Here is a 25,666-nt window from a genome sequence, read left to right as displayed (position 1 = left end):
AGGCGCAGCCAGGGCAAAACCCGTCAAAATCCTCTGCCTGCTTTTTGTTTATTCATTCCGAATGTTTACCAGTTGTGATAAGAGCCTGCTAATAATCTACGTCGCTAAATAAAAATCGCGCTTTCTATGCATAGCAGACGGACATCGTGCTGTCCGCGTCGATAAAAGAATGCATCGCATCCGAACGCCATTTTGGATAATAGTAATAACGCTATTCCGTTCCCCGCTCTCAGCGTCAACGCTTCCCTGAAAACATAGCGACAGGTCAGCCGAAGATCGCTGGTACAAGGCCAGGAACAGCGTTGTCAGCGGCATCGATTCTCTTAGTTAACGAACCCGATACCCATTGTTATCGCGGCGGCTTATTTTCTCCATTCCAAAAAACCTTTCCGCGTGGGTAATCATGCCGAGATCGTTCATTACAACAATGAGCTTCGCCTCAAAACTTCCGTTAAAAATCCTGAATGGATAAGCGCCAGCAAACAGAACTTTACTGATAGAAGATTACCTGTGACAAAGCGGCAAATTGCTGATGATGAACAAAGAATTGTTCTGAAGCGTGCAAAAAATGCGATTTTTTTCCCTTTGTCGTACAGCAGCGTTTATACAACTGACGCCGCGTACAACGAAATCGCTAATAGACGACGCCGATCTTCAGGTAATAGAGACCGACGCGTCAGCGTGGATAATAAGGCGAAAAGCAGGCCGTCAGGAAATTATTTAATGACGCCGCAGGCATAGCGTGCGCCACCGCCACCGAGCGGTTGTGGCGTGTCACTGTGGTTATCACCCCCCATATGTAACATCAATGCCCTGCCGGAAATGTCGCTGATTTTTTTCAGCCTCGGTGCAAGTACCGGATAGCTGGCAGATCCCTCCTGCGTCACGTACAGCGCGGGCAGATCGCCGAGATGACCTTCTCCCCACGGGCCAAGATGCTTGCCGCTGTTCTGCGGATCGAAATGTCCACCAGCCGCACCGGCAGGCACGCTTTTACCTTCGCTGACCGCTGGCGCGCAGCTGCCATTAGCATGCACATGGAAACCATGCACGCCCGGCGGCAGCTGAGAAAGGCTGGGCGTAAACGTCAGGCCCAACGGGGTTTCATCAATCCTGACGGTGCCAACCGACTCACCGATACCATCACTGGTCACATTATGCAGCGTCACCTGCTGGCTGGCTGCCTGCGCGAAGCCTGTTATCAGCAGCGCCAGCGCTGCTAAACCGTAACGTTTCATTTAACCTCCTGAGAATTAATTCCGTTTATCCTCTTACAGCATGGACAGAAACGGCCTTTTCAGCCGCTGTATGCCAGCGTTTTTGCGTTTCTTTACGACACGATAGACGCTCATCCACGCTAACGACCGTCCGGCGTTAAAAAAGTGAAGGCTGCTGCGGCGCTTCCGCCGATTCAGATGCTTTATCCGCACGGTGCAAACGCAAATAACGCTGACGACAAAGCCGCAATACTTCACGCTTACGCGCATCGCTATATTTCATCCAGTTAAAGCGCTCGTCGCGGCTACGCATACAGCCACGGCAATAGCCGCGCTCGTCTGACTGACAGATGCCACGGCACGGGCTTGGCACCGGGAAAAATTCAAGCTGCTCCGCCACATTGCCTCCTGTTTAACCGCATCTTTCATTGAAGCCAGCTTCAGCCTGAAGTGCAAGCTAACCGTAGCAAAAGTGTCTGCCAGCGCGGCTAATTCACCGTTTTAGGTAGCGCCAGATGTCTGAAGATCGCATGTCTGCATCCGTTAAGGTTTTATTAATTTTTATCCGCTAAGCTGAAGACAAATTCTTTAGTTAAATTTAATTATGCTGCAACTAAAAACGTTTCGCTGTAGTGAATCCCTGTTTCTGGCTATCTGCGCCCTGTTTTTCACTTTCATCCTTAACGGTATGTTTATTATCCGCGCGGCTGAAAGGACACCGCTGGATCAGCTACAGGATTACCTGTTTATCGCTTCTGTTCCGCTGGTACTATTTTGCGCCTTTATGCTGATTTTTAATTTGCTGATTTTGCCGTGGATAGGTAAGCCGCTGTTAATTATTTTGCTGCTGTGCGGTGCAGCGGCTAACTATTTTATGTACAGCTTCGGTACGGTTATCGATACCAATATGGTGCAGAACGTTTTCGAGACGGATTTGCAGGAAGCCACTGCTCTGCTGAGCCCCAGATATATTATCTGGATGCTGCTGATGGGCGTGCTGCCCTCAGTTGTTATCGTGCTGATTCGTATACGTCAGCCGCATCCCTGGTGGTTTGCGCTGGCGATGCGCGCGCTTTGGTGCATCGGCTCGGCATTGCTGATCCTGCTGATCGCGGTGTTGATGTATAAAGATTACGCCTCGCTGTTTCGCAATAATAAGGGGCTGGTGAAAATGGTCACGCCACCGAACGTGATAAGCGGTGCCATTCACTACGTTGACAACCGCTGGCTACAGGGCAATAAGGCGCTGGTACGTATCGGTCAGGACGCCCATAAAGGCCCATTGATTCAGGCCGCACAGAAAAAAACGCTGGTGATATTTGTGGTGGGCGAAACGGCACGGGCGGAGAATTTCTCGCTTGGTGGCTACGAGCGTGAAACAAATCCCAGGCTGAAACAGCAAAACGTCATCTACTATCCGCACGCCACCTCATGCGGTACCGAAACGGCTGTCTCCGTACCCTGCATGTTTTCCGGCATGCCGCGCGCTGATTATGATGCGAACCTGGCGCGCCATCAGGAAGGATTGATGGATGTACTGGCGCACGCTGGCGTCAATGTGATGTGGCGAGAAAACGATGGCGGCTGTAAAGGGGTCTGCGATCGTATCCCCCACACGGATATGACCCTGTGGAAGCTGAAGTCGCTCTGCCAAAGCGATTACTGCCTGGATAAAGTTCTGCTGCACCGCCTGGCGAATTACATTAATGGCGTCAATAACGACACGGTAGTGGTACTGCATCAGATGGGCAGCCACGGCCCCGCCTACTACCTGCGCTATCCGCCGGAAATGCGCCAGTTTACCCCCACCTGTGACAGCAAACAGATTCAGGACTGCGATCATCAGGCGCTGGTGAATACCTATGATAATACGCTGCTTTATACCGATTCGATGCTGAGCGATACCATCGATTTACTGAAAAGCTATCAGAGCCGGTTTAACGTTGCGCTAATCTACCTGTCCGATCATGGTGAATCGCTGGGTGAACATGGGATGTATCTGCATGGCGCGCCTTATCTGTTCGCGCCCAGTCAGCAGACCCACATACCGTTCCTGATGTGGCTCTCCGCCGACTATGCCCGTACTTTTGGCATCAACGAAAAATGTCTGCGCCAGCATGCCCAACAGGATGAGATATCGCAGGACAACGTGTTCCATACGCTGCTGGGGATGATGAATATTCAAACCGCTCTCTATCAGCCGGGACGCGATCTGTTGAAAAACTGTCAGACGCAGTAGGGTTGCATTAGACCAACTGGTCTATTACTCTGAACGCTATGAGTAAAACGACCCGACAAGATACCCGTGAACATCTGCTCGCTATCGGCGAGCAGCTTTGTTTACAGCGCGGTTTTACCGGCATGGGCCTGAGCGAACTGCTCAGCCGGGCTGGCGTGCCGAAGGGATCGTTTTACCACTATTTTCGCTCGAAAGAAGCCTTTGGCGTGGCGATGCTTGAACGCTATTTCAGCGCTCTGCAACAGGATATGTCCGGCTGGTTCGCCAGCCATCAGGATACGCCACGGGAACGTTTACTGCGCTATTATCAACAGGCCGAGCAGCGCTTTCGCGAAACCGGTCACATAGAAAATTGTCTGGCAGTAAAAATTTCGGCGGAAGTGTGCGATCTCTCTGAAGAGATGCGGCTGGCGCTGGAACGCGGCGCAGCCGCACAAACGGCGATTCTGGCATCGGTATTACGCAACGCGGCAGCTCAGCGCGCATTACCGTTCAGCCTTGATCCAGATGTGATGGCCCAGACGCTCTACTCGCTCTGGCTGGGTGCCAGTTTACAGAGCAAGATACGTCGTGACGGCAGCGCGTTAACCCATGCGCTGGCGGCAATTTTACAGCTGTTGCCGTCCAGCTAAATTAAAAAACGTGCGCTTCAAGACGACTGGTCTATTTCTTTGTCCTCCCAGTTCCGTCCCCTGAATCGCACGTTTGTACTACGCTTTTTTGACCGTTATCGGATGATGACACTCTTTTTTCAGGAGAAAACTATGCGCTTACTTCATACCATGCTGCGCGTTGGCGATATGCAGCGCTCCCTCGATTTTTATACGCGTGTACTGGGCATGCGCCTGCTGCGTGAAAGCGAAAATCAGGAGTATAAATACAGTCTGGCGTTCGTTGGCTACAGCGATGAAAGCGAAGGCGCGGTTATTGAACTGACCTACAACTGGGGCGTGGAAAAATACGATCTGGGCAACGCTTACGGCCACATCGCGCTGGGCGTGGATGATGTTGCGGCAACCTGCGAAAAAATTCGTCAGGCTGGCGGCAACGTAACCCGTGAAGCGGGCCCGGTCAAAGGCGGCAGTACCATTATCGCCTTCGTGGAAGATCCGGACGGTTACAAAATCGAACTGATTGAAAATAAACAGGCGGGACAGGGGCTCGGCCAGTAAGTTTTCAGGGCGTCTGCGGACGCCCTTCTTTTTCCGGCTGCTGCAAGCTGCGGCGAAATTTGCCATAATACGCGCTGCAATTTTTCGCCAATGAGATGCTGATGTCTGAATCGAAACAACTGAATGCGTTATCTGACCGCTTTCGCGGATTTTATCCGGTAGTTATTGATGTGGAAACCGCCGGGTTTAATGCTAAAACCGATGCGCTGCTGGAAATCGCCGCTATCACGCTGAAGATGGATGCCGACGGCTGGCTACAGCGTGACCAGACGCTGCATTTTCACGTCGAGCCTTTTGAAGGCGCGGTTTTACAACCCGAAGCGCTGGCGTTCAACGGCATCGATCCCCATAACCCGCTGCGCGGTGCCGTCAGTGAATATGATGCGCTGCACGAAATATTCAAGCAGGTTCGTAAAGGCCTGAAAGATTGCGGCTGCAATCGCGCCATTATGGTGGCCCATAATGCCAATTTCGATCACAGCTTTATGATGGCGGCCGCCGAGCGCGTTGGCCTGAAGCGTAACCCTTTTCATCCGTTTGCCACCTTTGATACCGCTGCGCTTAGCGGCCTGGTGGTTGGTCAGACGGTGTTGGCAAAAGCCTGCAAGGCAGCCGGTATCGCCTTTGACGCCAGCCAGGCGCACTCCGCGCTGTATGATACCGAGCGCACCACCGAGCTTTTTTGCGAACTGGTAAACCGCTGGAAACGGCTGGGCGGCTGGCCACCGCTGCCGGTAGAAGAAGACATGTCTGTCGAGAATATGCTGACGGCGGAAAAATAGTTCGTATCAGGCAATAAAAAAGGGCACCACTCCGGGTGCCCCTTGCTAATTATGCTGCGCTGAAGCTTATTCTGCTTCTTTATACTTCTCGGCGGTTTCTTTAATCAGCGTTTGCAGTTCGCCGCGCTGAAACATCTCAATGACGATATCACAACCGCCAACCAGCTCGCCGTCTACCCACAGCTGAGGGAAGGTCGGCCAGTTAGCATATTTCGGCAGCTCTGCGCGAATATCAGGATTTTGCAGGATATCCACATAGGCGAAGCGTTCGCCACAGGCAGAGAGAGCCTGAACCGTCTGAGCAGAAAAACCACAGCTTGGCAGCTTTGGCGAACCTTTCATGTACAGCAGGATCGGGTTTTCTGCGATCTGGCGCTGAATTTTTTCAACAGTACTCATAATTGCCTTCCTTAAATAGCTTGCTTCGTGTCAGATGATTGTAGCGACTGTAACGGGTCACTGAAAACGACATTTTCTGTAAGGTTAATACTGGCAGGGAAACCAATAAAAATTGCACAGAAAATCGACGCTGCTGTCACTTCGCTAAAATGGAAACTAATTAATAACTGGTAATAATTTCGTTGGGATAAGCGCCTGTTTCCGCTTATTTTTACATCTTAATGCAATTAAAGTTTAATCTACTGCAAAAGCTTTACCTTTTCAGAAAAAGTTAGATTAGAATTGGCCTTCAGGGGTCTGTCGTTACGACAGAAATATGTTTAACTTTGCGCGCTTATCGCGCCTTTATTGTAGCTACGCCATGCGTTTACTGATTGCGCTTTTTATGCTGGCCTTTGCTCAACTGTTTTTTAACGTTGCGCAGGCTTCTCCACAGGCACCGGTTAAGGCCAGCCAGCATAAAATTGATAAAAAGAGCGCCCGTGAAGATGAACGGCGCAAACGTCGCCCGGTAAAAACCACCAGCAAAAAATCCCGCCTGACGACGGCTGAAAAAAGCAAGCTGAATAAGAAAAGCAAGCCGGTGAAAAACGGCAGTGCCAGGCTGACAAAGGTAGGTCACCACGCGGCTACTGTCACCGCTGCCAAAAGCGGCAGCGCAAAAATGAGCAGTATCAAAACGGCTAAGTTGCGCTATGGACATCACCGTGGTGAACTGCATCATGATGAAGTTGAATTCACTGACGCGACCCACGGGCCGCTGGTATTGACCAGAGCGCACCGTGAGCGTTATCAACGGGCGCGTGAAACGGCAATGAATAAGCTGATGAATCAGCTGGGTAAACCTTACCTCTGGGGCGGTTCCTCGCCGCATACCGGCTTCGACTGTAGCGGTCTGGTCTGGTATGCCTATAAAGACGTGTTGAAATTTAAGATTCCCCGCACCGCCAATGAGATGTATCACCTGCGCGATGCTGCTCCGGTAAGCCGTGGGGCGCTGGAAAAAGGCGACCTGGTCTTTTTCCGCATTACTAACCGCGGCGCTGCCGATCACGTTGGTGTTTATCTCGGTAACGGGCGCTTTATTCAGTCACCGCGTACCGGTAAAGATATTCAGATTAGCCAGCTGAGCGATGATTACTGGCAGCGGCATTATGTTGGCGCACGCCGGGTGATGACGCCCAGAACCGTTCGCTAAGCAGTTGCGCAATAAAAAAAGCCTGTCTGATGACAGGCTTTTTTTATTACTGAGGCTTTTCCCTAATGCGTTGCAGCAGTGAGGCTGAACGCAAGAATCAACGACAGCGCTGCGGCGGCGGTACATAATGCCAGCTTCAAATCCGTGCTCAATCCGCCCTCCCTTATTAACCACAAAAAAAATGAGGGATTGATTTTCCCATACTCGTCGGTAAAAATCTCGTTTTCTTTGCGCCAGCTTGGTAGAATCCCCGCTTTGCGTTGCGCAACAGCGGTCAACTGCCGCTGTTAGTCCCTTTTTATAAAGACGTCCCGCCCGCCAGACGTACCTCAGCCAGCATAACGACAATCGCCAGGTACGCTGAATTACGCTATGGGGACGCAAACGTTTAACATCAGGCTTATCAACCTGTTATGATAGGCGCAGGAGTTATTTTTTAATGGCAACAATCAAAGATGTCGCGAAGCGTGCCGGCGTTTCTACCACGACGGTATCACACGTCATCAATAAGACCCGTTTTGTCGCGGAAGATACCCGTGAAGCAGTGTGGGCAGCAATCAAGGAACTACACTATTCACCAAGCGCGGTAGCGCGCAGCCTGAAAGTTAACCACACCAAGTCGATTGGCCTGCTGGCGACCTCCAGCGAAGCGCCCTATTTTGCTGAAATTATTGAGACCATAGAGACGCGCTGTTTCGCACAGGGCTATACCCTGATTTTGGGCAACGCCCATAACGATTTGCAAAAACAGCAGGCTTACCTGTCGATGATGGCGCAAAAGCGCGTGGATGGTTTGCTGGTTATGTGCTCTGAATACCCTGAAGCGCTGTTAAAAATGCTTGAGGAGAACCGCAACATTCCGATGGTAGTCATGGACTGGGGCGAATCACGCGGTGATTTTACCGATACCGTGCTGGATAACGCCTTTGAAGGCGGCTATATCGCCGGGCGCTATCTGATCGAGCGTGGCCATCGCGACATCGGCGTTATTCCCGGACAGATGGAGCGCAACACCGGCGGCGGACGACTGGCCGGGTTTATGAAGGCGATGAACGAAGCCAGCGTTACCGTACGCGATGAATGGATCGTACAGGGCGACTTCGAACCGGAATCGGGCTATCGCGCCATGCAGCAGATTCTGGCGCAAAAGCAGCGTCCCACCGCAGTATTCTGCGGCGGCGATATTATGGCGATGGGCGCCATTTGCGCAGCAGATGAGATGGGCCTGCGCGTACCGCAGGATATCTCGGTCATCGGCTACGATAACGTACGCAACGCCCGCTATTTCACGCCAGCGCTGACTACCGTGCATCAGCCAAAAGAGCAGCTGGGCGAGGCCGCCTTCGATATGCTGTTAGATCGTATCGTCAACAAACGCGAGGTATCGCACACCATTGAAGTGCATCCTACGCTGATCGAGCGTCGCTCGGTTATCGACGGTCCGTTCCGCGACTATCGCCGTTAATTGTTCCTGCTCAGGAGAGCACCTTCTCCTGAGCAACCTGCTCTTCCCGCAACCACTCCCGATTTAACGTCTCGGTATCCCCTAAATAATCCAGCAGCCAGCGCAGCGCGGGCGAGCCGCTTTGTTCTGCCCAGCTGACGCAGCAGTGGCTGTCTGGAAAAGGATCGGGCAGCGAGATCTCTTTTAGCAGGCCTGATGCCAACGGCGGCGCGGCAAAATGACCGGGCACCATACCGACACACAGCCCGGCGCGCAGACAATCAAAGGCGCTTTCCCAGTCGGGCACCACCAGCCGCCGCTGATTATCCAGCGTCCAGGTGGTACGGCGCGGTAAGGCACGCGAGGTATCTTCCAGTACCAGCGAAGGCCAGGGGCGAATATCATCCTCCTCCAGGCAACCTGATTTTTCCGCCAGCGGATGCCCGGCGCTGACCACACAGCGCCAGTTCAGCGCGCCCATATCCCGAAAGGCAAAGCGTCCGCCAACCGGAACGGCCTGGGTAGCGCCAATCGCCACATCCACGCGTCCATCCGCCAGCGCATCCCAGACGCCGTTAAAGACTTCCGTCGTAATAAGGAGTTCCATATCAGGAAAGTGTCGGTAAAAATCAAGCACCAGCTGGCGCGTACGCTGCGGCTTAACGATCCGATCGACAGCGATACTGAGCTGCCCGCGCCAGCCGTTAGCCACCTGCTGGCACTGCCGACGCGTGGCGAGCATTTTTTTGATAACAGATCGCCCTTCGCGAATAAAAAGCTCGCCCGCTTCCGTTAGCACCACATCGCGATGGCGTCGTTCAAACAGCGGTACTGCCAGCCATGACTCCAGCTGCCGTACCGTATAGCTGATAGCGGAAGGAACCCGATGTAATTCGCTGGCGGCGGCTGAAAAACTGCCGGTACGTGCTACGGCATCGATAACTTCAAGCGCATGTTCTGACCACATATTTTGCCTGCAAAAAATTTGACAGCATCCGGCAAATTTTAACGTTTCACATTAAAGAAAACATCCTTTAACCTCGCGCCGTCTGTTTACCTGCTAATGATGAGAAAAAAATGTCTGGTTCAAAAGGATTTATGCTCTACCTGGCGCTGCTCAGCACGCTTGGCTTCCTCGCCACTGATATGTATCTGCCCGCCTTCACCGCCATGCAGGACAGCTTTCATACTTCAGCGGGCATCATCAGCGCCAGCCTGACGGTATTCCTTGGCGGTTTCGCCTGCGCTCAGCTGGTGTGGGGACCGCTTTCCGATCGCTTCGGACGCAAGCCGGTTCTGCTGTTTGGTCTGGCGCTGTTCGCGCTGGGCTGTGCCGGTATGCTGTGGGCCAGCGAGACCTGGCAGATGCTGACCCTGCGTTTTATCCAGGCGGTAGGCGTCTGCTCCGCGACGGTAAGCTGGCAGGCGCTGGTGGTTGACCGCTATCGCGGCGCACAGGCCAACCGCGTGTTTGCAACGATTATGCCGCTGGTGGCACTGTCACCGGCGCTGGCCCCGCTGTTAGGCGCGTGGATACTGAATCATTTCTCCTGGCGTATCATTTTCCTGGTGCTGCTGCTGATTACTCTGCCGCTGCTGTTCGCTACCGCGACGCTCAAAAAAACCGTCACCCCACACGCCGAGCGGCCACGTGTCGGCTTTTTCCGTCTGCTGGCCTCACGTATCTTTAGCGGTAACGTGCTGATTTATGCCGCCTGTTCCTCTAGCTTTTTCGCCTGGCTAACCGGCTCGCCGTTTATTCTGCACGATCTCGGTTTAAGTCCGGCCGACATCGGTTTGAGCTATATTCCGCAAACTATCGCTTTTCTGATTGGCGGCTTTGGCTGCCGTGCAGCCCTGCAACGGCGCAGCGGCAAAACGTTGCTTCCTTTCCTGCTGGGCTTCTTTGCGAGCAGCGTGATTATTCTGTTTATGGTGGCGCTGAGCGGGCACGCTACGCTGTGGGGGCTGCTGGCACCATTTTGTGGAATGGCACTGGCTAATGGCGCTATCTATCCTGTCGTAGTGGCAAACGCACTGCTTCCTTTTCCGCACGACACGGGTAAAGCCGCCGCGCTGCAAAACTGTCTGCAACTGGGGCTCTGTTTTTTCGCCAGTCTGGCGGTTTCCAGCTGGCTTAGCCAGCCGCTGCTGACCACCTGCTCGGTAATGCTGTTTACCGTCTTTCTGGTTGTGCTGGGCTATATTCTGCAATTTACCCGACGTGATATTTCAGCAACAGCGGCTGATAACCAGGAAAGCATTTGAATGAATAAGTTTCTATCTGTGCCTATTAATTAGCACACTAACTGTTAGTCATTGTATATTCCCTGGGGTGAGCATATACTCGCTCCCAGGCTTTGACTTATAATAACTATTGCGTTTTTTTTCCAGGCAACGAATCTTTTATCGCCGTTTGTCGCGCTGGCTATTCGGTCAGTTTCAATCCTCTGTATAACGTCGGATATCTGACATACGTTTTTCCGTGAGATTTCTCACAACCCTGCAGAAATTGACTATTCTATTTCTCAGGTTCGTATCACACAGGTGATGGAGAAGCTATGAGTTCATCGTGCATAGAAGAAGTGAACCTGGAGGAAAACCATTGGTATCGTATCGCCCATGAAATGTTGGAAATGGCCGATATCGAGATCAACGGCAAGCGCCCCTGGGATATTCAGGTAAAGAACCCTGATTTTTTTAAACGTGTTTTACAGGAAGGCTCCCTCGGCTTGGGCGAGAGCTACATGGATGGCTGGTGGGAATGCGAACGGCTCGATATGTTTTTCCATCGCGTGCTGAAAAATAAACTGGATCAGCAGCTTCCTCATCATATCAAAGATACTTTGCGTATCGCTGCGGCGCGTTTGACCAATTTACAGTCTAAAAAACGTGCGTGGATGGTTGGCAAAGAGCACTACGATCTGGGCAACGATCTTTTTTCGCTTATGCTTGATCCCTTTATGCAGTATTCCTGCGGCTACTGGAAAGAAGCCAAAACGCTGGAAGAGGCGCAACAGGCTAAGCTAAAAATGATTTGCGAAAAGCTTCAGCTCAAACCGGGCATGAAGTTGCTGGATATCGGCTGCGGCTGGGGTGGCCTGGCCGAATTCGCCGCACGCAATTATGGTGTTTCCGTCCATGGCGTTACCATCTCCGCAGAACAGCAGAAGCTGGCGCAACAGCGTTGTGCCGGGCTTGATGTCACCATTCTGTTACAGGATTACCGCGATTTAAACGATCAGTATGACCGCATCGTTTCTGTCGGGATGTTTGAACACGTCGGCCCTAAAAATTACGCCACTTATTTTGAGGTTGCCGACCGTAATCTTAAGCCTGATGGGCTGTTCCTGCTGCATACTATTGGCGCAATCAAAACCGATATGAATGTCGATCCCTGGATCGATAAATATATCTTCCCTAACGGCTGCCTGCCTTCAGTACGCCATATCGCCCAGGCCAGTGAATCCCACTTCATTATGGAAGACTGGCATAACTTCGGCGCTGATTATGACACCACATTGATGGCATGGTATGAGCGCTTTTTACAGGCGTGGTCGCAGCTGGAAGAAAAATATGGTGAACGCTTTAAACGGATGTTTACTTACTACCTGAACGCCTGTGCCGGAGCATTCCGCGCACGTGACATTCAGCTCTGGCAGGTGGTATTCAGTCGCGGTGTGGAAGGCGGCCTGCGCGTACCGCATTAATCGCTGCGTTTAGCGTCAGCATAAAAACAGGCAACCCGGTTGCCTGTTTTTTTATGGCTTTTACTGTTCGCTCTCTGCGGCGGCGCTCGCTGCCAGCGTGGCTTCTCGCTGCGCCAGCACGCGCTCTACCGTATCAACAACCGCCTGCGTATGCGGGTCGATCTCAATATTAATCCGCTGTCCCAGCTTTTTCGTTCCCAGCGTGGTACGCGCCAGGGTTTCCGGGATCAGGTGCACGCAGAATTTAGTTTTGGTGACATCGCCAACGGTCAGGCTGATACCATCAATACCGATAAAACCTTTGTGCAGGATATATTTCATCAGCGCGCTGTCCTGCGGTTTAAACCAGATTTCACGGTTATTTTCCGCATTAATGATTTTGCAGACTTCTGCCGTGGTCATAATATGACCAGACATCAGATGTCCGCCAATTTCATCGCTGAATTTTGCGGCGCGCTCGATATTTACCACATCCCCGGTCTGCAATTCGCCCAGGTTGGTAATACGTAGCGTCTCTTTCATCAGATCGAAACTGACCCGATCGCCATCGATGTCGGTAACGGTCAGGCAGCAGCCGTTATGCGCTACCGATGCGCCCGTTTCCAGCCCGGGCAGGAGCTCCGGTGGCATTTTAATCGTATGGGTGCGAAAGTTGGTTTTTTCTTCAATGGCCACCACTTCTGCGGTGCCCTGTACAATTCCGGTAAACATAGCTTAACCTCAGTCTGTTTTTACTGATATTACCATACTCTCCGCCACTGACGAGGCGGGTAAAAGCGTGAACAGCGTGCGCTGGGGTAAATAAAATGCGGTTTCCTTACTAACGGGTTACCGCTATGATCCTTTCTCATCCGCTCATGGATTCTTCTATTCTTTACGATCTTGCCCGTCGGGCGGATGTTTCTTTCTTATAAACATAAAAAGGTGTTTACGTGCAGAAGTACCTGACAGAAGCGCGTCAATTATTAGCGCTGGCCATTCCCGTTATCCTGGCGCAGGTGGCGCAAACGGCCATGGGCTTTGTTGATACCATCATGGCCGGCGCCGTTAGCGCCACGGATATGGCCGCCGTCGCAGTGGGCACATCCATCTGGCTACCCGCCATTCTTTTCGGGCATGGTCTGATCCTTGCTCTGACGCCGGTTGTTGCCCAGCTTAACGGCTCCGGGCGGCGCGATCGCATCGCGCATCAGGTGCGCCAGGCCTACTGGCTTGCCGGGCTGGTCGCGGTACTGATTATGGTCGTGCTGTGGAACGCCGGTTATATGATTCGCGCCATGCATAATATCGATCCGGCGTTAACCGATAAGGCCGTTGGCTACCTGCGCGCGCTGCTGTGGGGCGCGCCCGGTTATCTCTTTTTCCAAGTCGCCCGCAATCAGTGCGAAGGGCTGTCAAAAACCAAGCCCGGTATGGTAATGGGCTTTATCGGCCTGCTGGTAAATATTCCGGTTAACTATATTTTCATTTATGGTCACTTTGGCGCGCCCGCGCTGGGCGGCGTCGGCTGCGGCGTCGCGACGGCATCAGTTTACTGGGTGATTTTTATCGTGATGCGTCTGTGGATCAAGCGGGCCCGTTCGATGCGCGATATCGCCCTGCCCGGCTATTTTAGCGCGCCCGACTGGGCGGTGCTGAAACGACTGGCGCTGCTGGGACTGCCGGTTGCGCTGGCGCTGTTTTTTGAGGTTACGCTGTTTGCCGTGGTTGCCCTGCTGGTGTCGCCGCTGGGCATTATTGACGTGGCCGGACATCAGATCGCGCTCAATTTCAGCTCCCTGATGTTCGTTCTGCCGCTGTCGCTTGGCGTCGCGACAACCATCAGGGTCGGTTTCCGTCTGGGCCAGGGATCCGTCGAGGCAGCGAAAATAGCTGCCTGGACCGGTCAGGCCGTAGGCATCATGATGGTAACCTGTACTGCGCTGTTTACCGTCACCTTCCGCGAGCAGATTGCCCTGCTGTATAACGATAATCCGCAGGTAGTGGCGCTGGCGGCCCAGCTGATGCTACTGGCGGCAATCTACCAGTTTTCTGACTCCATCCAGGTTATCGGCAGCGGCATTCTGCGCGGCTATAAGGATACCCGTTCAATCTTCTTCATCACGCTGGTTGCCTACTGGGTCATTGGCCTGCCGAGCGGCTATCTGCTGGCGTTGACCGATTGGCTGGTACCGGCGATGGGCCCGGCGGGGTTCTGGTGCGGCTTTATTCTGGGGCTGACTTCCGCTGCGATAATGATGATCTGGCGCATTCGCCGGTTGCAGAAATTACCGCCTGAAATGATCCTCAAACACGCTGCACGCTAAGGTAAAGGCCCGCCGTGCTTAAAAAAACGGCGGGTCGTGCAGTTGTTGGGCAGTCGCGCAGAAAATTACATGTTTCTACTTGCCAGCGCTAATCTGTGCCGTTAATATTCGTCCCCGTCGTCACCCAAGACGACAGATGCGTTCTTAGCTCAGTTGGTTAGAGCACCACCTTGACATGGTGGGGGTCGATGGTTCGAGTCCATTAGAACGCACCAAATTGCGTCCGTGGCTCAGTTGGTTAGAGCACCACCTTGACATGGTGGGGGTCGGTGGTTCGAGTCCACTCGGACGCACCAGATTTATTACAAATCTGGCTTTCCCATATATTCCTGCCGTTAAATTTGCCTTTTCCCCTTTGGTTTTGATTTTCACTGTTACGTAAACGTTGCATCCCTGCTTTGGGCCGACTGCGGCTGGTACGTCTGGAAACATTTATTGTCCTGCCAGCCTCATCCACTTATCGACGGGATCTTTTACAGTGGCTGCCTGTGGCCCGTTACCGCGCCGCTACGACAAAAGGATTTTTATGGGCGTACCACAAACTAAAGCTGAACTGCTGGCGGCAATAGAGAAAAACGTCAGCAAACTGATCGGTTATCTGGATGCCATCCCTCCGACGCTGGCGATGGAAAAGAGCATGGAAGGTCATGCGCAAGGCACGGTAATGAGCGTCAGCAATCTGGTCTCTTATCTGCTGGGATGGAATGCGCTGGTGGTTAAATGGATTACGCGTGATGCGCAGGGGCTACCGGTTGATTATCCCGAAACCGGTTATAAATGGAACCAGCTCGGCCTGTTGGCCGGAAAGTTTTATGCTGACTACCGCATGTTAACTTATCCAGAGTTAATCGCTCAGCTGCGTCTGGCTAACAATGAAATCGTCACGCTTATCGATCGGCGTACTGATGAGGAACTGTATGGGAAATGCTGGTATGGTAAATGGAGTATGGGAAGAATGATTTCTTTTAATACTTCATCACCCTATGCCAATGCATGTGCCAGATTAAGAAAATGGGCCAAAGAAAATAACGTTAAGTTAAAGTAATTCCCCTTATCTGTACCAGGACCTTTCTTACTGCACGCAGCACCAGCAGCTCGCTGCACATTTTTTGCACGTCGTTTATTATTGCCCGCCTCATGATTTTCGGCACCCTTTCCAAAAAAGGCATTTATTTTTCCAGCCGGTAATTCTTAACGCCCGAAAAAAGCCCCAGCGTTAGTAACACATCGCGCTTTGCAACATATTATTTTTTGCTGGCGTAAAAATCAGCATCTGCTGCTAATAAGAAAGAGGTACAGCCTTGAGAGCGGCTAAAGATGCTCCCCGAAGCAAAATTACGTTGCCGCAACGTCACTTTCCTTGATCTCGCCCCTGCTGATAAAGCGCTTTTCGATTGGTTTTCGAATACTTAGCGTCTATACTAGGCCGGTGTTCCACTTGAATGGTTTCAGCTCATTGACGTGCCCTTACCTACATCTACAACAGGTTGCGCAACTCGCCTTTATGGCGCATGGAACATCATCGCACAACTTCCTCTGCACGCTTCATATCTGTCACCTATTCTTAATTTGTATTGTAGTCCGCTCACAGAGCATGAATATTTCTTCGATGCGCCAGGCATCGACCTCAAACCTCTATCATCCATCACAACTTACAGATAACTTGTCATGAAAAAGACCAAGATCGTTTGTACCATCGGACCGAAAACTGAATCTGAAGAGATGCTGACCAACCTGCTGGAAGCAGGCATGAACGTTATGCGTCTTAACTTTTCTCATGGTGATTACGAAGAACATGGTCGTCGTATCGCCAACATCCGCGCGGTTATGGAGAAAACCGGACGTCAGGCTGCGATCCTGCTGGATACCAAGGGTCCTGAAATCCGCACCATGAAGCTGGAAGGCGGTAATGATGTATCGCTGAAAGCGGGCCAGACCTTTACCTTTACCACCGATCAGTCCGTGATTGGCAATAATGAACGTGTCGCGGTGACCTACGCTGGCTTTGCGGCCGACCTGAAAATCGGCAACACCGTGCTGGTTGATGATGGTCTGATCGGTATGGAAGTGACCGAAGTCACTGAACATACTGTTGTTTGTAAAGTGCTGAACAACGGCGATCTGGGCGAAAACAAAGGCGTTAACCTGCCGGGCGTTTCCATTCAGCTGCCTGCGCTGGCAGAAAAAGATAAGCATGACCTGGTCTTCGGTTGCGAACAAGGTGTGGATTTCGTTGCTGCCTCCTTTATTCGCAAACGTTCTGACGTGCTGGAAATCCGTGAGCATCTGAAAAAACACGGCGGCGAGCATATTCAGATCATCTCCAAAATCGAAAACCAGGAAGGCCTCAACAACTTTGATGAAATCCTCGACGCTTCCGATGGCATTATGGTGGCGCGCGGCGATCTCGGCGTAGAAATTCCGGTAGAAGAAGTGATTTTCGCGCAGAAGATGATGATCAAAAAATGTAATAAAGCACGTAAAGTCGTGATTACCGCGACCCAAATGCTGGATTCCATGATCAAAAACCCGCGCCCTACCCGTGCAGAAGCGGGTGACGTTGCCAACGCCATCCTGGACGGCACCGATGCGGTAATGCTGTCTGGCGAAAGCGCCAAAGGCAAATACCCGCTGGAATCCGTCAGCATCATGGCCACCATCTGTGAACGTACCGATCGCGTAATGAAATCACGCATTGATACGCTGAACGACAGCCGTAAACTGCGCATCACCGAAGCCGTTTGCCGCGGTGCGGTAGAAACGGCGGAAAAACTGGAAGCGCCGGTTATCGTGGTAGCCACCGAAGGCGGCAAATCCGCTAAATCCGTACGTAAATACTTCCCGGATGCGACCATCCTGGCACTGACCACCAACCCGATCACGGCACGCCAGCTGCTGTTAAGCAAAGGTATTGAAGCTCGCGTCGTTAATGAAATCGCCTCTACCGACGATTTCTACCGTATTGGTAAAGAGCTGGCGCTGCAAAGCGGCTATGCTCAGAAAGGCGACGTGGTAGTGATGGTTTCCGGTGCGCTGGTACCAAGTGGTACTACCAATACCGCTTCCGTACATGTACTGTAAATAATTACAGCCTTATTAAAAAAGCGCCTGATGGGCGCTTTTTTTTATTCTGCGGTAATCGTTATTCCCAAAAATTCCAATTGATAATAACGATAAAATCTGCGTAGCAGTAAAGATAAAATCAATTAAATCTGCCTGTTTTCATTTGTTTTTTTATAGCCGCTGGCATAACAGATGTTTCTTTGAGCGAACGAGCAAAATTAAGCATGTTCTCATCAAAAAATTATTCTCATACCAAAAAACTTTGTGTAATACTTGTAACGCTACATGGAGATTAACTCAATCTAGAGGGTATAAATAATGAATCGTACTAAACTGGTACTGGGCGCGGTAATTCTGGGTTCAACTCTGCTGGCTGGTTGCTCCAGCAATGCTAAAATCGACCAGCTGTCAAGCGACGTTCAGACTCTGAACGCGAAAGTTGACCAGCTGAGCAACGACGTGAACGCAATGCGCTCTGACGTACAGGCTGCTAAAGATGACGCAGCTCGTGCTAACCAGCGTCTGGACAACCAGGCTCACTCTTACCGTAAGTAAGAGTTCTGGTGACAGAAATGGCGTCCACTGGACGCCATTTTTTTATTCCATTTTTGCCTCCCTGCCCGGTAACCGCCTCAAACCCCCGTTACGCCTTTTCTGCTGTATCCCTTGCCTTATCCTGTTTTTCCGCGTTTATCTCCTCTGCGTGGCGCTGAGCGCCGTTTTCCGCCGGTTGCGCTACGCTTGCGCCCGCAGCTTCGCCAAGACTGACCAGAATCGGCATTCCGGAACGGCGCTGTAGGGCCTCATCGATCAGCGCGCCATCACTTTCTTTATTATCCATAAAGCGTTTTAGCGCCTTAGTCAGCGGCAGCCGCATGGTTTGAGGATCGTCCTGTTCGCTACGCGACAGCGGCTGATGCACTTCGATATAGCGTTTACCGTCCGGCTCGACGGCATATTTCACCGGCTGATTAATGATCTGTACGCGCGTCCCTTCCGGCACGCTGTTAAACAGCGCGGCGATATCGTCCGGGCGCAGGCGAATACAGCCGGAGCTGACGCGCATGCCGATGCCAAAATCAGCATTAGTGCCGTGAATCAGGTAGTGCCCGCTGCCGTAGGCCAGGCGCAACGCAAACAGCCCCATCGGATTATCTGGCCCGGCAGGGACCACGCCAGGCAGCGTGATACCCTCTTTGGCGTAACGCTTGCGGATATTTGGCGTGGGCGTCCAGGTGGGATTAGGGATTTTTTGCGTAATGCGCGTTACCATTGAGGGCGTCATCGCACCAAGCTGACCAATGCCTACCGGATAGACAATCACCTTATTCTCACCCGGCGGATAGTAGTAAAGGCGCAGCTCCGCCAGGTTCACCACGATACCCTCGCGTTTGGTATCAGGCAGCAACATCTGCTGTGGAATAACCAGTTCGCTTCCCGCCTTTGGTAGCCAGGGATCGGTGCCGGGGTTCGCCTCTAACATATTCAGCAGGCCGATTTTATAACGGGCAGCAATCGTCTCCAGCGGCTGTTTATCATCGGGAACAACGGTGGTGATGTTCTCACCAATCAGGCGGCTGTTTTCAGCAGGAAGTGGATATTCGGTTGCGCTGACCAGCGCTGGCATCATCAGGGCTGCGCATATCAGCCCGCAGGCGAAAGGGAAAAGTGCTTTCATGGAGGCTTCTCTCATCGACAATAAAAAGCGCCCCGTTAAACGTAACGGGGCGTGAGAGAAGTTTAGCTTAGCAGAGCGTCTGTGCCCGGGCGCGGATGGTGCGGATCATCGCTTCCAGCCCCTGTGAACGGGACGGAGTAAGGTGCTGCGTTAAGGCCAGTTGTTCAAACCACGGGCGAACATCAAACTCGACGATTTGCTGCGGCGTCATCCCCTGATAAAGGCTAAACACCACCGCAATCAGGCCCTTAACGATGGCGGCATCGCTGTCGCCCTGTAGCTGAATCGTCCCGTCCGCCGCCTGATCCATTACAATCCAGACCTGGCTTTGACAGCCTGAAACGCTGTACTGCGGCTGGTGGAAGGAATCAGATAATTCTGGCAACCGTCCCCCCAGTTCAATCACATACAGATATTTTTCTTCCCAGTTAGCGCAGCGGTTAAAGTTGCGTACCAGCTTCTCTTTTTCTGGCAGTGTCGCCATTCATTCCTCCCTTGCCGACCGGACGGCGTTAGCCTCCCAGCAGACGATGTATACGTGTCAGCCCTGCGGCAAGCCGATCGGCCTCTTCTTCGCTATTATACATGGCGAAGGAGGCGCGGCACATTGCCGGAACGCCGTAGTGTTTCATCAACGGCATAGCGCAGTGGTGACCGGTACGAATCGCAATGCCATACTGGTCAAGGAAGCTGCCCACGTCATAGGCGTGATGCTGGCCGAGATTGAAGGCGATCACGCCCGCTCGCGCCTGCGGCCCGTAAATCTGCAAATCGGGCACCGACGCCAGCTTATCAAGCGCATAGCGCATCAGCGACTGTTCTCTGGCCTGGATATTCTCCAGGCCCAGCGATTCCACATAGGCCAGCGCTGCGCCAAGACCGATAATGCCCACGGTATTTGGCGTCCCCGCTTCCAGGCTCCACGGCGTTTTAGTGTAGGTGGTGCCTTCCGGCAGCACCACCGTCTCAATCATCGAGCCGCCGCCTTCCCACGGCGGCAGCGTTGAGAGCAGCGCCTGACGTCCGTAAAGGATGCCGATACCGGTAGGGCCGTAGATTTTATGACCAGAGAAAACGTAAAAATCGCAGCCGATATCCTGCACGTCAACGCGCTGATGCATCACCGCCTGCGCGCCATCCACCAACGTTACCAGCCCCGCCGCTTTCGCCTGCGCGACCAGCGCTTTTACCGGGTTAACGGTGCCCAGTACGTTGGAGACGTGGGTGACGGCAAACAGCCGGGTGCGATCGTCGATTAAGGAGGCCAGGCGCGCGCTGTCCAGTTCGCCTTGCGTCGTCAGCGGCAGCACGCGAATGGTTGCACCGGTACGCGCGGCTACCATCTGCCAGGGGACGATATTTGCGTGATGTTCCATCTCGGTGATGATGATGTTATCACCCTGGCGTAGCTGACTGCCGCCCCAGCTGTTCGCCACCAGGTTAATCCCCTCGGTAGTACCCTTAACGAAAACAATCTCCTCCGGCGAGGCGGCGTGAAGAAAACGCGCCACCTGGGCGCGTACGTTTTCCATATCGGTAGTGGCGGCGGCGCTCAGGGTATGAATGCCGCGATGTACCGCCGCATAGCCGTGCTGGCTGAAGTGGCTTTCTGCGTTAATCACCGCCAGCGGTTTTTGCGCGCTGGCCGCGCTGTCAAGATAGGCCAACGGCTGCCCGTTGACCTCGCGCGTCAGGATAGGGAAATCCGCTCTGACACGTGCGAGATCAAAACTCATTACATGCCTCCGGGAAAACGCTGTTCGATACGTGCCAGCACCGCCTGTTTCAGCGTTTCATCCTGAATCGCTTCGGTCAGCTCGGCGGCGAAGGCGTAAATAATCATCCGCTGTGCCGCCTCTTCGCTGATGCCGCGCGCACGCAGGTAGAACATCTGTTCTTCATCAACGCGCCCCACGGTCGCGCCGTGACTACATTTGACATCGTCGGCGTAAATTTCCAGCTGCGGTTTGGTATCCACTTCAGCCAGACGGCCCAGCAACAGATTGTTGTTGGTCATCTGCCCATCGGTTTTCAGCGCGTGCGGCGCGACTTTAATCATGCCGTTAAACACCGCACGCGCCCGATCGCGCACGATGGTTTTGTGCAGCTGACGGCTCTGGCAGTAGCCTTTGTTATGCTCCAGGAAAGTGCGGGTATCGCACACTTCTTTATCTACCGGCAGCACCAGGCTGTTGATTACCAGGTTGCTGTTCTCGCCGTTAAGCTGCGCGCTGGTGTTATGACGGCTCAGTCCCGCGCCCAGCAGGAAGCTGTGGCTGCTGACGTTAGCGTCACGCCCAACGATGATATCGTTATGGGCAAAGTGATAGCTGCCTGCGTTTTCAAACGACAGTTTGGTATGGGTCAGCTGCGCGTTATCGCCTGTCGACATAGTCAGTCGCGCACCGGTAAAGTGTGGGCGATCGTTCAGGCTGACGTAATGTTCGATAACCTGTGCCGCCGCGCCCGCATCAATATGCAGATGATGACGATAGTGCACGGTATTCAGCGCCTCTTCCGTTCTTCCGCTGCTGATATGCAGCAGATAGAGCGGCCGCGCCGCCGCCTGACCGCGCGGCAGATGCAGCGTAATCGCCTGTTCCGCCAGGCTTTCGGTCAGATGAAGGAAAACCTCAGGCTGTACCGGCGCTGCCAGATTACGGCGCTCCGCCGCACTGGCGATATGTACCTCAAACGGGGCGAAAACGGTATCGCTGAGGCTGGCGTTAAAACGCCCATCAACAAATACCAGACGTACCGCATCCAGCGGCAGCGCCAGCGTATTCAGCGCGTCTGCCGTCAGCGCCGTTTCAGCGGGCAGCACAAAGCGGTGGCTGAACAGCTCATCCAGCGGCGTATATTTCCAGTTCTCATGCTTGCGCGTCGGCAAACCCAGCCGCATCAGCTGCTGCCAGTGCTGCTGCGCCTGTAACGAGCGATTATCGCTGTGCGATTCAAACAGGTGATGCCACTGTTGCAGTGCGTTCTCACTCCTGGTCGGTAAGCCAGCCATAGCCTTGCTCCTCCAGCTGTTTCACCAGCGTAAAGTCGCCAGATTTCACGATTTTGCCCTGATAGAGCACGTGTACATAGTCCGGCTTGATGTAGTCGAGGATGCGCTGATAGTGGGTCACGATAATAAAGGCGCGTTTACCGTCACGCAGCGAGTTAACGCCGTTGGAAACGATTTTCAATGCGTCGATATCCAGACCGGAGTCAGTTTCATCGAGAATACAGAGATCCGGCTCCAGCGCCGCCATTTGCAGAATGTCGTTACGTTTTTTCTCACCGCCGGAGAAGCCAACGTTAACGGAACGCGTCAGCAAATCTTCCGGCATTTTCAGCAGTTCGATTTTCTCTTCGATGAAGTCCTGGAAATCGAAACGGTCCAGTTCGCCCTGACCGCGATATTTACGTACCGCGTTAACCGCGGTTTGCAGGAAAAACTGATTGCTGACGCCCGGAATTTCGACCGGATACTGAAACGCCATAAAGATGCCTTCACCGGCGCGCTCTTCCGGCGACAGCTCCAGAAGATCTTTACCTTTAAACTGCACGGTGCCGCCAACGATATCATACTCTTCGCGTCCGGCCAGCGTGGCGGAAAGCGTACTTTTACCGGAGCCGTTAGGACCCATAATGGCGTGCACTTCGCCCGGCTTAATTTCTAAATCCAGCCCACGCAGGATAGATTTATCTTCAATGTTTACCTGTAAACCTTTAATGCTTAACATGTTTTATCCTTCGCTTGCCCGCAGGCAACGATGCAGACAGCCCCGGCCTTAACCGACGCTATGTTCCAGACTGATGGCCAGCAGCTTCTGCGCCTCAACGGCGAACTCAAGCGGCAGCTCAGAGAAGACATCCTTACAGAAGCCATTGACGATCATTGAGATCGCATCTTCTTCACTGATGCCGCGTTGCAGACAGTAGAACAGCTGATCTTCACCAATGCGCGAGGTGGTCGCTTCATGCTCCAGCTGCGCGGTGTTATTGCGCGCCTCCACATACGGGAAGGTATGCGCACCGCAGTCCGGGCCGATCAGCATCGAATCACACTGGGTAAAATTACGGGCGTTGGTCGCCGTCGGCATGATTTTCACCAGGCCGCGATAGGTATTCTGGCTTTTCCCGGCGGAGATCCCTTTCGAAATAATGGTCGACCTGGTATTTTTGCCGATATGAATCATTTTGGTGCCGGTATCGGCCTGCTGGCGTCCGCTGGTCAGCGCCACCGAGTAGAACTCACCGATAGAGTTATCGCCGCGCAGGATAACGCTGGGATATTTCCAGGTAATCGCCGAGCCGGTTTCCGACTGCGTCCAGGACATCTTGCTGTTTTCGCCTTCGCACAGCGCACGCTTGGTCACGAAGTTAAGAATGCCGCCTTCGCCTTCACCGCCGGGAAACCAGTTCTGCACCGTGGAATACTTCACCTCGGCGTTTTTGTGGATAATGACTTCCACTACCGCCGCGTGCAGCTGATAGCTGTCGCGTACCGGTGCCGAACAGCCCTCGATATAGCTAACGTAGCTGTCTTCGTCAGCGATCAGAATGGTGCGTTCGAACTGCCCGGTTTTCGCCGCGTTGATGCGGAAATAGGTGGAAAGCTCCATCGGGCAGCGCACCCCTTTCGGGATATAGACGAAGGTGCCATCAGAAGCGACTGCCGAATTGAGCGCGGCGAAAAAGTTATCATTGTGCGGCACCACGGTGCCAAGGTATTTCTGTACCAGCTCCGGGTGTTCCTGAATCGCTTCGCCAAACGAGCAAAAAATAATGCCCTGCTCCGCCAGTTTGTGACGATAGGTGGTGGCGACAGAGACAGAGTCAAAAATGGCGTCTACCGCCACCTCTTTCCCTTCGCGCACCGGCACGCCCAGCTGATCGAAAGCTTTTTCTACTTCCTGAGTCAGATAGCTGCTCGCCGTCTGCGCGCCGGAGGATTGCAGCGCGCCCGGCTCTGAGGCGCAGCTGTCGTCACAGTTGCCGCAGGAAGGCGCCGAGTAATAGCTGTAATCCTGATAATCCAGCTTGTCATAGTGGGCCTTCAGCCAGTGTGGCTCCTCCATTTGCAGCCAGGCCTGATAGGCTTTTAGCCGAAACGCCAGCATCCATTCCGGTTCGTTACGCTTGGCGGAAATCGCACGCACTACCTCTTCGCTGATGCCATGCGCCAGCTCATCGGTTTGCAGTTGGGTAAAGAAGCCTTCTTTATACTTTTGTTGGCCGCCTTCCCAGATTTGTACGTCATCTGATGCTTCACTGTTTCGGGACATAGCAATATTACTCTACGCCAAAGCTCTCACCACAACCGCAGGCGTGCTGAGCTTTAGGGTTATTGAATTTAAAAACCTGATTCAGACCTTCGCGTACGAAATCAACCTGCGTACCGTCAATAAACGGCATCGCCTGAAGCGGAACGTACAGCGTTGCGCCCTGATGGGTGAACAGCAGATCGTCAGCCACCGGTTCTTTTACCAGGTCCATGGTGTAACCGAAGCCCGCGCAGCCCGACTGTTTGACGCCCAGCCGTAGCCCTTTAACGTGCGGATCGTTAGCGGCCAGCGTTTTGATTTGCTGCGCCGCGCTGTCGGTTAAGGTCAATCCCTTCCAGACAAACTCATCTGGAGAGAAAGATGCCGGATTTGCAGATTGCATAGTTTATTACCTCGCGATGCGATGCCTGGCAGACTTATCCCACTATGGTAGTGATAATGTTAAAGGCTTCAACCTCTTGTTTTGCAGGGATAAGCGTAAAAGGCGTTTTTTGCTGCTGGTTTACTAAGGATAGTCTCTGTAAAGCAATTTGTGTTTGCAGCGACGCCGTGGTGTAAGAGAATGAATAATATTGCAAAAACAGCAGGTTAAAAAGCGATCGCTGCGTTAAATTGCACTGTTTATTATTCTACGCTTCTGTCGGACAAACGGGATTGTTATTGCCGATTTTATCGACAGGCAGCATTAATCGATAAATTCTCCTGGAGCGGCATTGCAACCTGAGACAAACTCGTTATGATAATGATTATCATTAACGTAACACAGGTGATGTATGAACATCTCTGTCAATGCCTGGCTACAATACAAAATCGACGAATACAAGTTTGCCGTGCGCGATATAACGGTAGATTTCTGGCTGGCGCAGGCCAGGTTAAATCGCCCCGGCTGTACACTCGATCAGCTGCGTCATTTCAATGACACCTGTTTAGATATGGCCGAATTATGTCAACTCAACGGCGATGAGCAGAGTTATCTGCACGCACTGGGAAAACTGCATCATCGTCTGATGCAGGAGATGAATAACGGACAGCGGGAGCGGCTGTTTCGCCTGCAGGCGTGCCAGCTGGCGCGCCAGTCACTGAGCAAGCTGTGCCATCAGCTGGCAATGAGCGGTGACTGGGAAAAAGCCACCGCGTTGCAAAGTGATTTTGTTAAGCACGCCGCCTGGATTTGGTAAG

General features: G+C 52.8%; 26 protein-coding genes and 2 tRNA genes. 15 read left to right on the top strand and 13 right to left on the bottom strand.

What is annotated here, in order from left to right; all coding sequences use genetic code 11:
* Positions 1–716: 716 nt before the first annotated feature.
* Both sodC and C7M51_RS05950 read right to left on the bottom strand, forming a co-directional pair.
* Positions 717–1,238: a superoxide dismutase family protein gene (sodC, locus tag C7M51_RS05955; RefSeq protein ID WP_160620938.1), complete on the bottom strand. Its 522-nt coding sequence runs from the start codon at positions 1,236–1,238 to the stop codon at positions 717–719.
* Between the two features lie 136 nt (positions 1,239–1,374).
* Entirely contained in the window at positions 1,375–1,617 is a 243-nt protein-coding gene (locus C7M51_RS05950) for a DUF1289 domain-containing protein (RefSeq protein WP_160620937.1), read from the bottom strand.
* A 204-nt stretch (positions 1,618–1,821) separates the two neighbouring features.
* Here C7M51_RS05950 and eptA point away from each other — a divergent pair, with 204 nt between their 5' ends.
* From eptA to rnt, 4 genes are all read left to right on the top strand, one after another.
* The gene (gene eptA / locus C7M51_RS05945) at positions 1,822–3,456 is read left to right on the top strand and encodes a phosphoethanolamine transferase EptA (RefSeq protein ID WP_160620936.1); all 1,635 of its coding nucleotides are present in this window, start codon (positions 1,822–1,824) and stop codon (positions 3,454–3,456) included.
* 38 nt (positions 3,457–3,494) lie between these two features.
* A complete protein-coding gene (locus C7M51_RS05940; RefSeq protein ID WP_160620935.1) occupies positions 3,495–4,088 on the top strand; it encodes a TetR/AcrR family transcriptional regulator in 594 nt (197 codons plus the stop codon).
* Positions 4,089–4,220: 132 nt separating this feature from the next.
* Positions 4,221–4,628 (top strand): lactoylglutathione lyase, encoded by a 408-nt coding sequence (gloA, locus tag C7M51_RS05935; protein WP_160620934.1) that lies wholly within the window; start codon positions 4,221–4,223, stop codon positions 4,626–4,628.
* Between the two features lie 101 nt (positions 4,629–4,729).
* Positions 4,730–5,410: a ribonuclease T gene (gene rnt / locus C7M51_RS05930; protein ID WP_160620933.1), complete on the top strand. Its 681-nt coding sequence runs from the start codon at positions 4,730–4,732 to the stop codon at positions 5,408–5,410.
* 66 nt (positions 5,411–5,476) lie between these two features.
* On the opposite strand, the gene C7M51_RS05925 is transcribed toward rnt, so the two are convergent.
* Positions 5,477–5,812: a Grx4 family monothiol glutaredoxin gene (locus C7M51_RS05925; protein ID WP_208615362.1), complete on the bottom strand. Its 336-nt coding sequence runs from the start codon at positions 5,810–5,812 to the stop codon at positions 5,477–5,479.
* A gap of 358 nt (positions 5,813–6,170) precedes the next feature.
* Here C7M51_RS05925 and C7M51_RS05920 point away from each other — a divergent pair, with 358 nt between their 5' ends.
* Positions 6,171–7,007: a C40 family peptidase gene (locus C7M51_RS05920; protein WP_160620932.1), complete on the top strand. Its 837-nt coding sequence runs from the start codon at positions 6,171–6,173 to the stop codon at positions 7,005–7,007.
* 62 nt (positions 7,008–7,069) lie between these two features.
* Here C7M51_RS05920 and cydH read toward each other — a convergent pair whose 3' ends face one another.
* Positions 7,070–7,147 carry a cytochrome bd-I oxidase subunit CydH gene (gene cydH, locus C7M51_RS22725; RefSeq protein WP_425281005.1) on the bottom strand — a complete coding sequence of 26 codons (78 nt, stop codon included), beginning with the start codon at positions 7,145–7,147 and terminating at the stop codon, positions 7,070–7,072.
* Positions 7,148–7,446: 299 nt separating this feature from the next.
* On the opposite strand from cydH, the gene purR reads away from it, so the two are divergent.
* Complete coding sequence (gene purR / locus C7M51_RS05910; RefSeq protein ID WP_160620930.1) at positions 7,447–8,472, top strand: HTH-type transcriptional repressor PurR; 1,026 nt, start codon at positions 7,447–7,449, stop codon at positions 8,470–8,472.
* A gap of 10 nt (positions 8,473–8,482) precedes the next feature.
* On the opposite strand, the gene punR is transcribed toward purR, so the two are convergent.
* Positions 8,483–9,418 carry a DNA-binding transcriptional activator PunR gene (gene punR, locus C7M51_RS05905; RefSeq protein ID WP_160620929.1) on the bottom strand — a complete coding sequence of 312 codons (936 nt, stop codon included), beginning with the start codon at positions 9,416–9,418 and terminating at the stop codon, positions 8,483–8,485.
* 110 nt (positions 9,419–9,528) lie between these two features.
* On the opposite strand from punR, the gene punC reads away from it, so the two are divergent.
* Positions 9,529–10,719, top strand: a complete 1,191-nt coding sequence (gene punC, locus C7M51_RS05900; RefSeq protein ID WP_160620928.1) for a purine nucleoside transporter PunC — start codon at positions 9,529–9,531, stop codon at positions 10,717–10,719.
* Between the two features lie 293 nt (positions 10,720–11,012).
* Positions 11,013–12,161 carry a cyclopropane fatty acyl phospholipid synthase gene (gene cfa / locus C7M51_RS05895; RefSeq protein WP_160620927.1) on the top strand — a complete coding sequence of 383 codons (1,149 nt, stop codon included), beginning with the start codon at positions 11,013–11,015 and terminating at the stop codon, positions 12,159–12,161.
* A 60-nt stretch (positions 12,162–12,221) separates the two neighbouring features.
* Here cfa and C7M51_RS05890 read toward each other — a convergent pair whose 3' ends face one another.
* Complete coding sequence (locus C7M51_RS05890; RefSeq protein WP_160620926.1) at positions 12,222–12,872, bottom strand: riboflavin synthase subunit alpha; 651 nt, start codon at positions 12,870–12,872, stop codon at positions 12,222–12,224.
* Between the two features lie 221 nt (positions 12,873–13,093).
* Between C7M51_RS05890 and mdtK the strand changes: the two genes are divergently transcribed.
* From mdtK to C7M51_RS05860, 6 genes are all read left to right on the top strand, one after another.
* Positions 13,094–14,467, top strand: coding sequence for an MdtK family multidrug efflux MATE transporter (gene mdtK, locus C7M51_RS05885; RefSeq protein ID WP_160620925.1), 1,374 nt, complete (start codon positions 13,094–13,096; stop codon positions 14,465–14,467).
* A gap of 138 nt (positions 14,468–14,605) precedes the next feature.
* A tRNA-Val gene (locus C7M51_RS05880) sits at positions 14,606–14,682 on the top strand.
* A 4-nt stretch (positions 14,683–14,686) separates the two neighbouring features.
* Positions 14,687–14,763, top strand: a tRNA-Val gene (locus C7M51_RS05875).
* A 230-nt stretch (positions 14,764–14,993) separates the two neighbouring features.
* The gene (locus C7M51_RS05870) at positions 14,994–15,512 is read left to right on the top strand and encodes a ClbS/DfsB family four-helix bundle protein (RefSeq protein WP_160620924.1); all 519 of its coding nucleotides are present in this window, start codon (positions 14,994–14,996) and stop codon (positions 15,510–15,512) included.
* A gap of 623 nt (positions 15,513–16,135) precedes the next feature.
* On the top strand, positions 16,136–17,548 hold the full coding sequence (gene pykF, locus C7M51_RS05865; protein ID WP_160620923.1) for a pyruvate kinase PykF: 1,413 nt from the start codon (positions 16,136–16,138) through the stop codon (positions 17,546–17,548).
* Between the two features lie 300 nt (positions 17,549–17,848).
* Entirely contained in the window at positions 17,849–18,085 is a 237-nt protein-coding gene (locus tag C7M51_RS05860; protein ID WP_002908860.1) for a major outer membrane lipoprotein, read from the top strand.
* Between the two features lie 88 nt (positions 18,086–18,173).
* Here the strand turns inward: C7M51_RS05860 and C7M51_RS05855 are convergent, their stop codons facing one another.
* From C7M51_RS05855 to sufA, 7 genes are all read right to left on the bottom strand, one after another.
* Complete coding sequence (locus tag C7M51_RS05855) at positions 18,174–19,160, bottom strand: L,D-transpeptidase family protein (protein WP_244323830.1); 987 nt, start codon at positions 19,158–19,160, stop codon at positions 18,174–18,176.
* 115 nt (positions 19,161–19,275) lie between these two features.
* Positions 19,276–19,692: a cysteine desulfuration protein SufE gene (sufE, locus tag C7M51_RS05850; RefSeq protein ID WP_160620921.1), complete on the bottom strand. Its 417-nt coding sequence runs from the start codon at positions 19,690–19,692 to the stop codon at positions 19,276–19,278.
* A 28-nt stretch (positions 19,693–19,720) separates the two neighbouring features.
* The gene (gene sufS / locus C7M51_RS05845) at positions 19,721–20,944 is read right to left on the bottom strand and encodes a cysteine desulfurase SufS (protein ID WP_160620920.1); all 1,224 of its coding nucleotides are present in this window, start codon (positions 20,942–20,944) and stop codon (positions 19,721–19,723) included.
* The gene (gene sufD / locus C7M51_RS05840) at positions 20,944–22,221 is read right to left on the bottom strand and encodes a Fe-S cluster assembly protein SufD (RefSeq protein WP_160620919.1); all 1,278 of its coding nucleotides are present in this window, start codon (positions 22,219–22,221) and stop codon (positions 20,944–20,946) included. The genes sufS and sufD overlap by 1 nt, the downstream gene beginning before the upstream one ends.
* Entirely contained in the window at positions 22,196–22,942 is a 747-nt protein-coding gene (gene sufC / locus C7M51_RS05835) for a Fe-S cluster assembly ATPase SufC (RefSeq protein WP_160620918.1), read from the bottom strand. The genes sufD and sufC overlap by 26 nt, the downstream gene beginning before the upstream one ends.
* A 48-nt stretch (positions 22,943–22,990) precedes the next feature.
* A complete protein-coding gene (gene sufB / locus C7M51_RS05830) occupies positions 22,991–24,487 on the bottom strand; it encodes a Fe-S cluster assembly protein SufB (RefSeq protein WP_160620917.1) in 1,497 nt (498 codons plus the stop codon).
* Positions 24,488–24,494: 7 nt separating this feature from the next.
* On the bottom strand, positions 24,495–24,869 hold the full coding sequence (gene sufA / locus C7M51_RS05825) for a Fe-S cluster assembly scaffold SufA (protein ID WP_160620916.1): 375 nt from the start codon (positions 24,867–24,869) through the stop codon (positions 24,495–24,497).
* Between the two features lie 391 nt (positions 24,870–25,260).
* Between sufA and C7M51_RS05820 the strand changes: the two genes are divergently transcribed.
* A complete protein-coding gene (locus tag C7M51_RS05820; RefSeq protein ID WP_160620915.1) occupies positions 25,261–25,665 on the top strand; it encodes a hypothetical protein in 405 nt (134 codons plus the stop codon).
* Position 25,666 lies beyond the last annotated feature (1 nt).

It is taken from the genome of Mixta intestinalis (assembly GCF_009914055.1).
Taxonomy (GTDB): domain Bacteria; phylum Pseudomonadota; class Gammaproteobacteria; order Enterobacterales; family Enterobacteriaceae; genus Mixta; species Mixta intestinalis.
This window is presented reverse-complemented; position numbering and strand designations above follow the sequence as displayed.

Coding starts and splice junctions, on each gene's coding strand:
- rnt (WP_160620933.1), top strand. CDS start 4,730: ATGTCTGAATCGAAACAACTGAATGCGTTATCTGACCGCTTTCGCGGA.
- sufS (WP_160620920.1), bottom strand. CDS start 20,944: ATGAGTTTTGATCTCGCACGTGTCAGAGCGGATTTCCCTATCCTGACG.
- C7M51_RS05855 (WP_244323830.1), bottom strand. CDS start 19,160: ATGATGCCAGCGCTGGTCAGCGCAACCGAATATCCACTTCCTGCTGAA.
- sufE (WP_160620921.1), bottom strand. CDS start 19,692: ATGGCGACACTGCCAGAAAAAGAGAAGCTGGTACGCAACTTTAACCGC.
- C7M51_RS05920 (WP_160620932.1), top strand. CDS start 6,171: ATGCGTTTACTGATTGCGCTTTTTATGCTGGCCTTTGCTCAACTGTTT.
- C7M51_RS05940 (WP_160620935.1), top strand. CDS start 3,495: ATGAGTAAAACGACCCGACAAGATACCCGTGAACATCTGCTCGCTATC.
- punC (WP_160620928.1), top strand. CDS start 9,529: ATGTCTGGTTCAAAAGGATTTATGCTCTACCTGGCGCTGCTCAGCACG.
- sufA (WP_160620916.1), bottom strand. CDS start 24,869: ATGCAATCTGCAAATCCGGCATCTTTCTCTCCAGATGAGTTTGTCTGG.
- purR (WP_160620930.1), top strand. CDS start 7,447: ATGGCAACAATCAAAGATGTCGCGAAGCGTGCCGGCGTTTCTACCACG.
- punR (WP_160620929.1), bottom strand. CDS start 9,418: ATGTGGTCAGAACATGCGCTTGAAGTTATCGATGCCGTAGCACGTACC.
- eptA (WP_160620936.1), top strand. CDS start 1,822: ATGCTGCAACTAAAAACGTTTCGCTGTAGTGAATCCCTGTTTCTGGCT.
- sodC (WP_160620938.1), bottom strand. CDS start 1,238: ATGAAACGTTACGGTTTAGCAGCGCTGGCGCTGCTGATAACAGGCTTC.
- C7M51_RS05890 (WP_160620926.1), bottom strand. CDS start 12,872: ATGTTTACCGGAATTGTACAGGGCACCGCAGAAGTGGTGGCCATTGAA.
- pykF (WP_160620923.1), top strand. CDS start 16,136: ATGAAAAAGACCAAGATCGTTTGTACCATCGGACCGAAAACTGAATCT.
- sufD (WP_160620919.1), bottom strand. CDS start 22,221: ATGGCTGGCTTACCGACCAGGAGTGAGAACGCACTGCAACAGTGGCAT.
- C7M51_RS05870 (WP_160620924.1), top strand. CDS start 14,994: ATGGGCGTACCACAAACTAAAGCTGAACTGCTGGCGGCAATAGAGAAA.
- C7M51_RS05860 (WP_002908860.1), top strand. CDS start 17,849: ATGAATCGTACTAAACTGGTACTGGGCGCGGTAATTCTGGGTTCAACT.
- sufB (WP_160620917.1), bottom strand. CDS start 24,487: ATGTCCCGAAACAGTGAAGCATCAGATGACGTACAAATCTGGGAAGGC.
- C7M51_RS05820 (WP_160620915.1), top strand. CDS start 25,261: ATGAACATCTCTGTCAATGCCTGGCTACAATACAAAATCGACGAATAC.
- gloA (WP_160620934.1), top strand. CDS start 4,221: ATGCGCTTACTTCATACCATGCTGCGCGTTGGCGATATGCAGCGCTCC.
- sufC (WP_160620918.1), bottom strand. CDS start 22,942: ATGTTAAGCATTAAAGGTTTACAGGTAAACATTGAAGATAAATCTATC.
- cfa (WP_160620927.1), top strand. CDS start 11,013: ATGAGTTCATCGTGCATAGAAGAAGTGAACCTGGAGGAAAACCATTGG.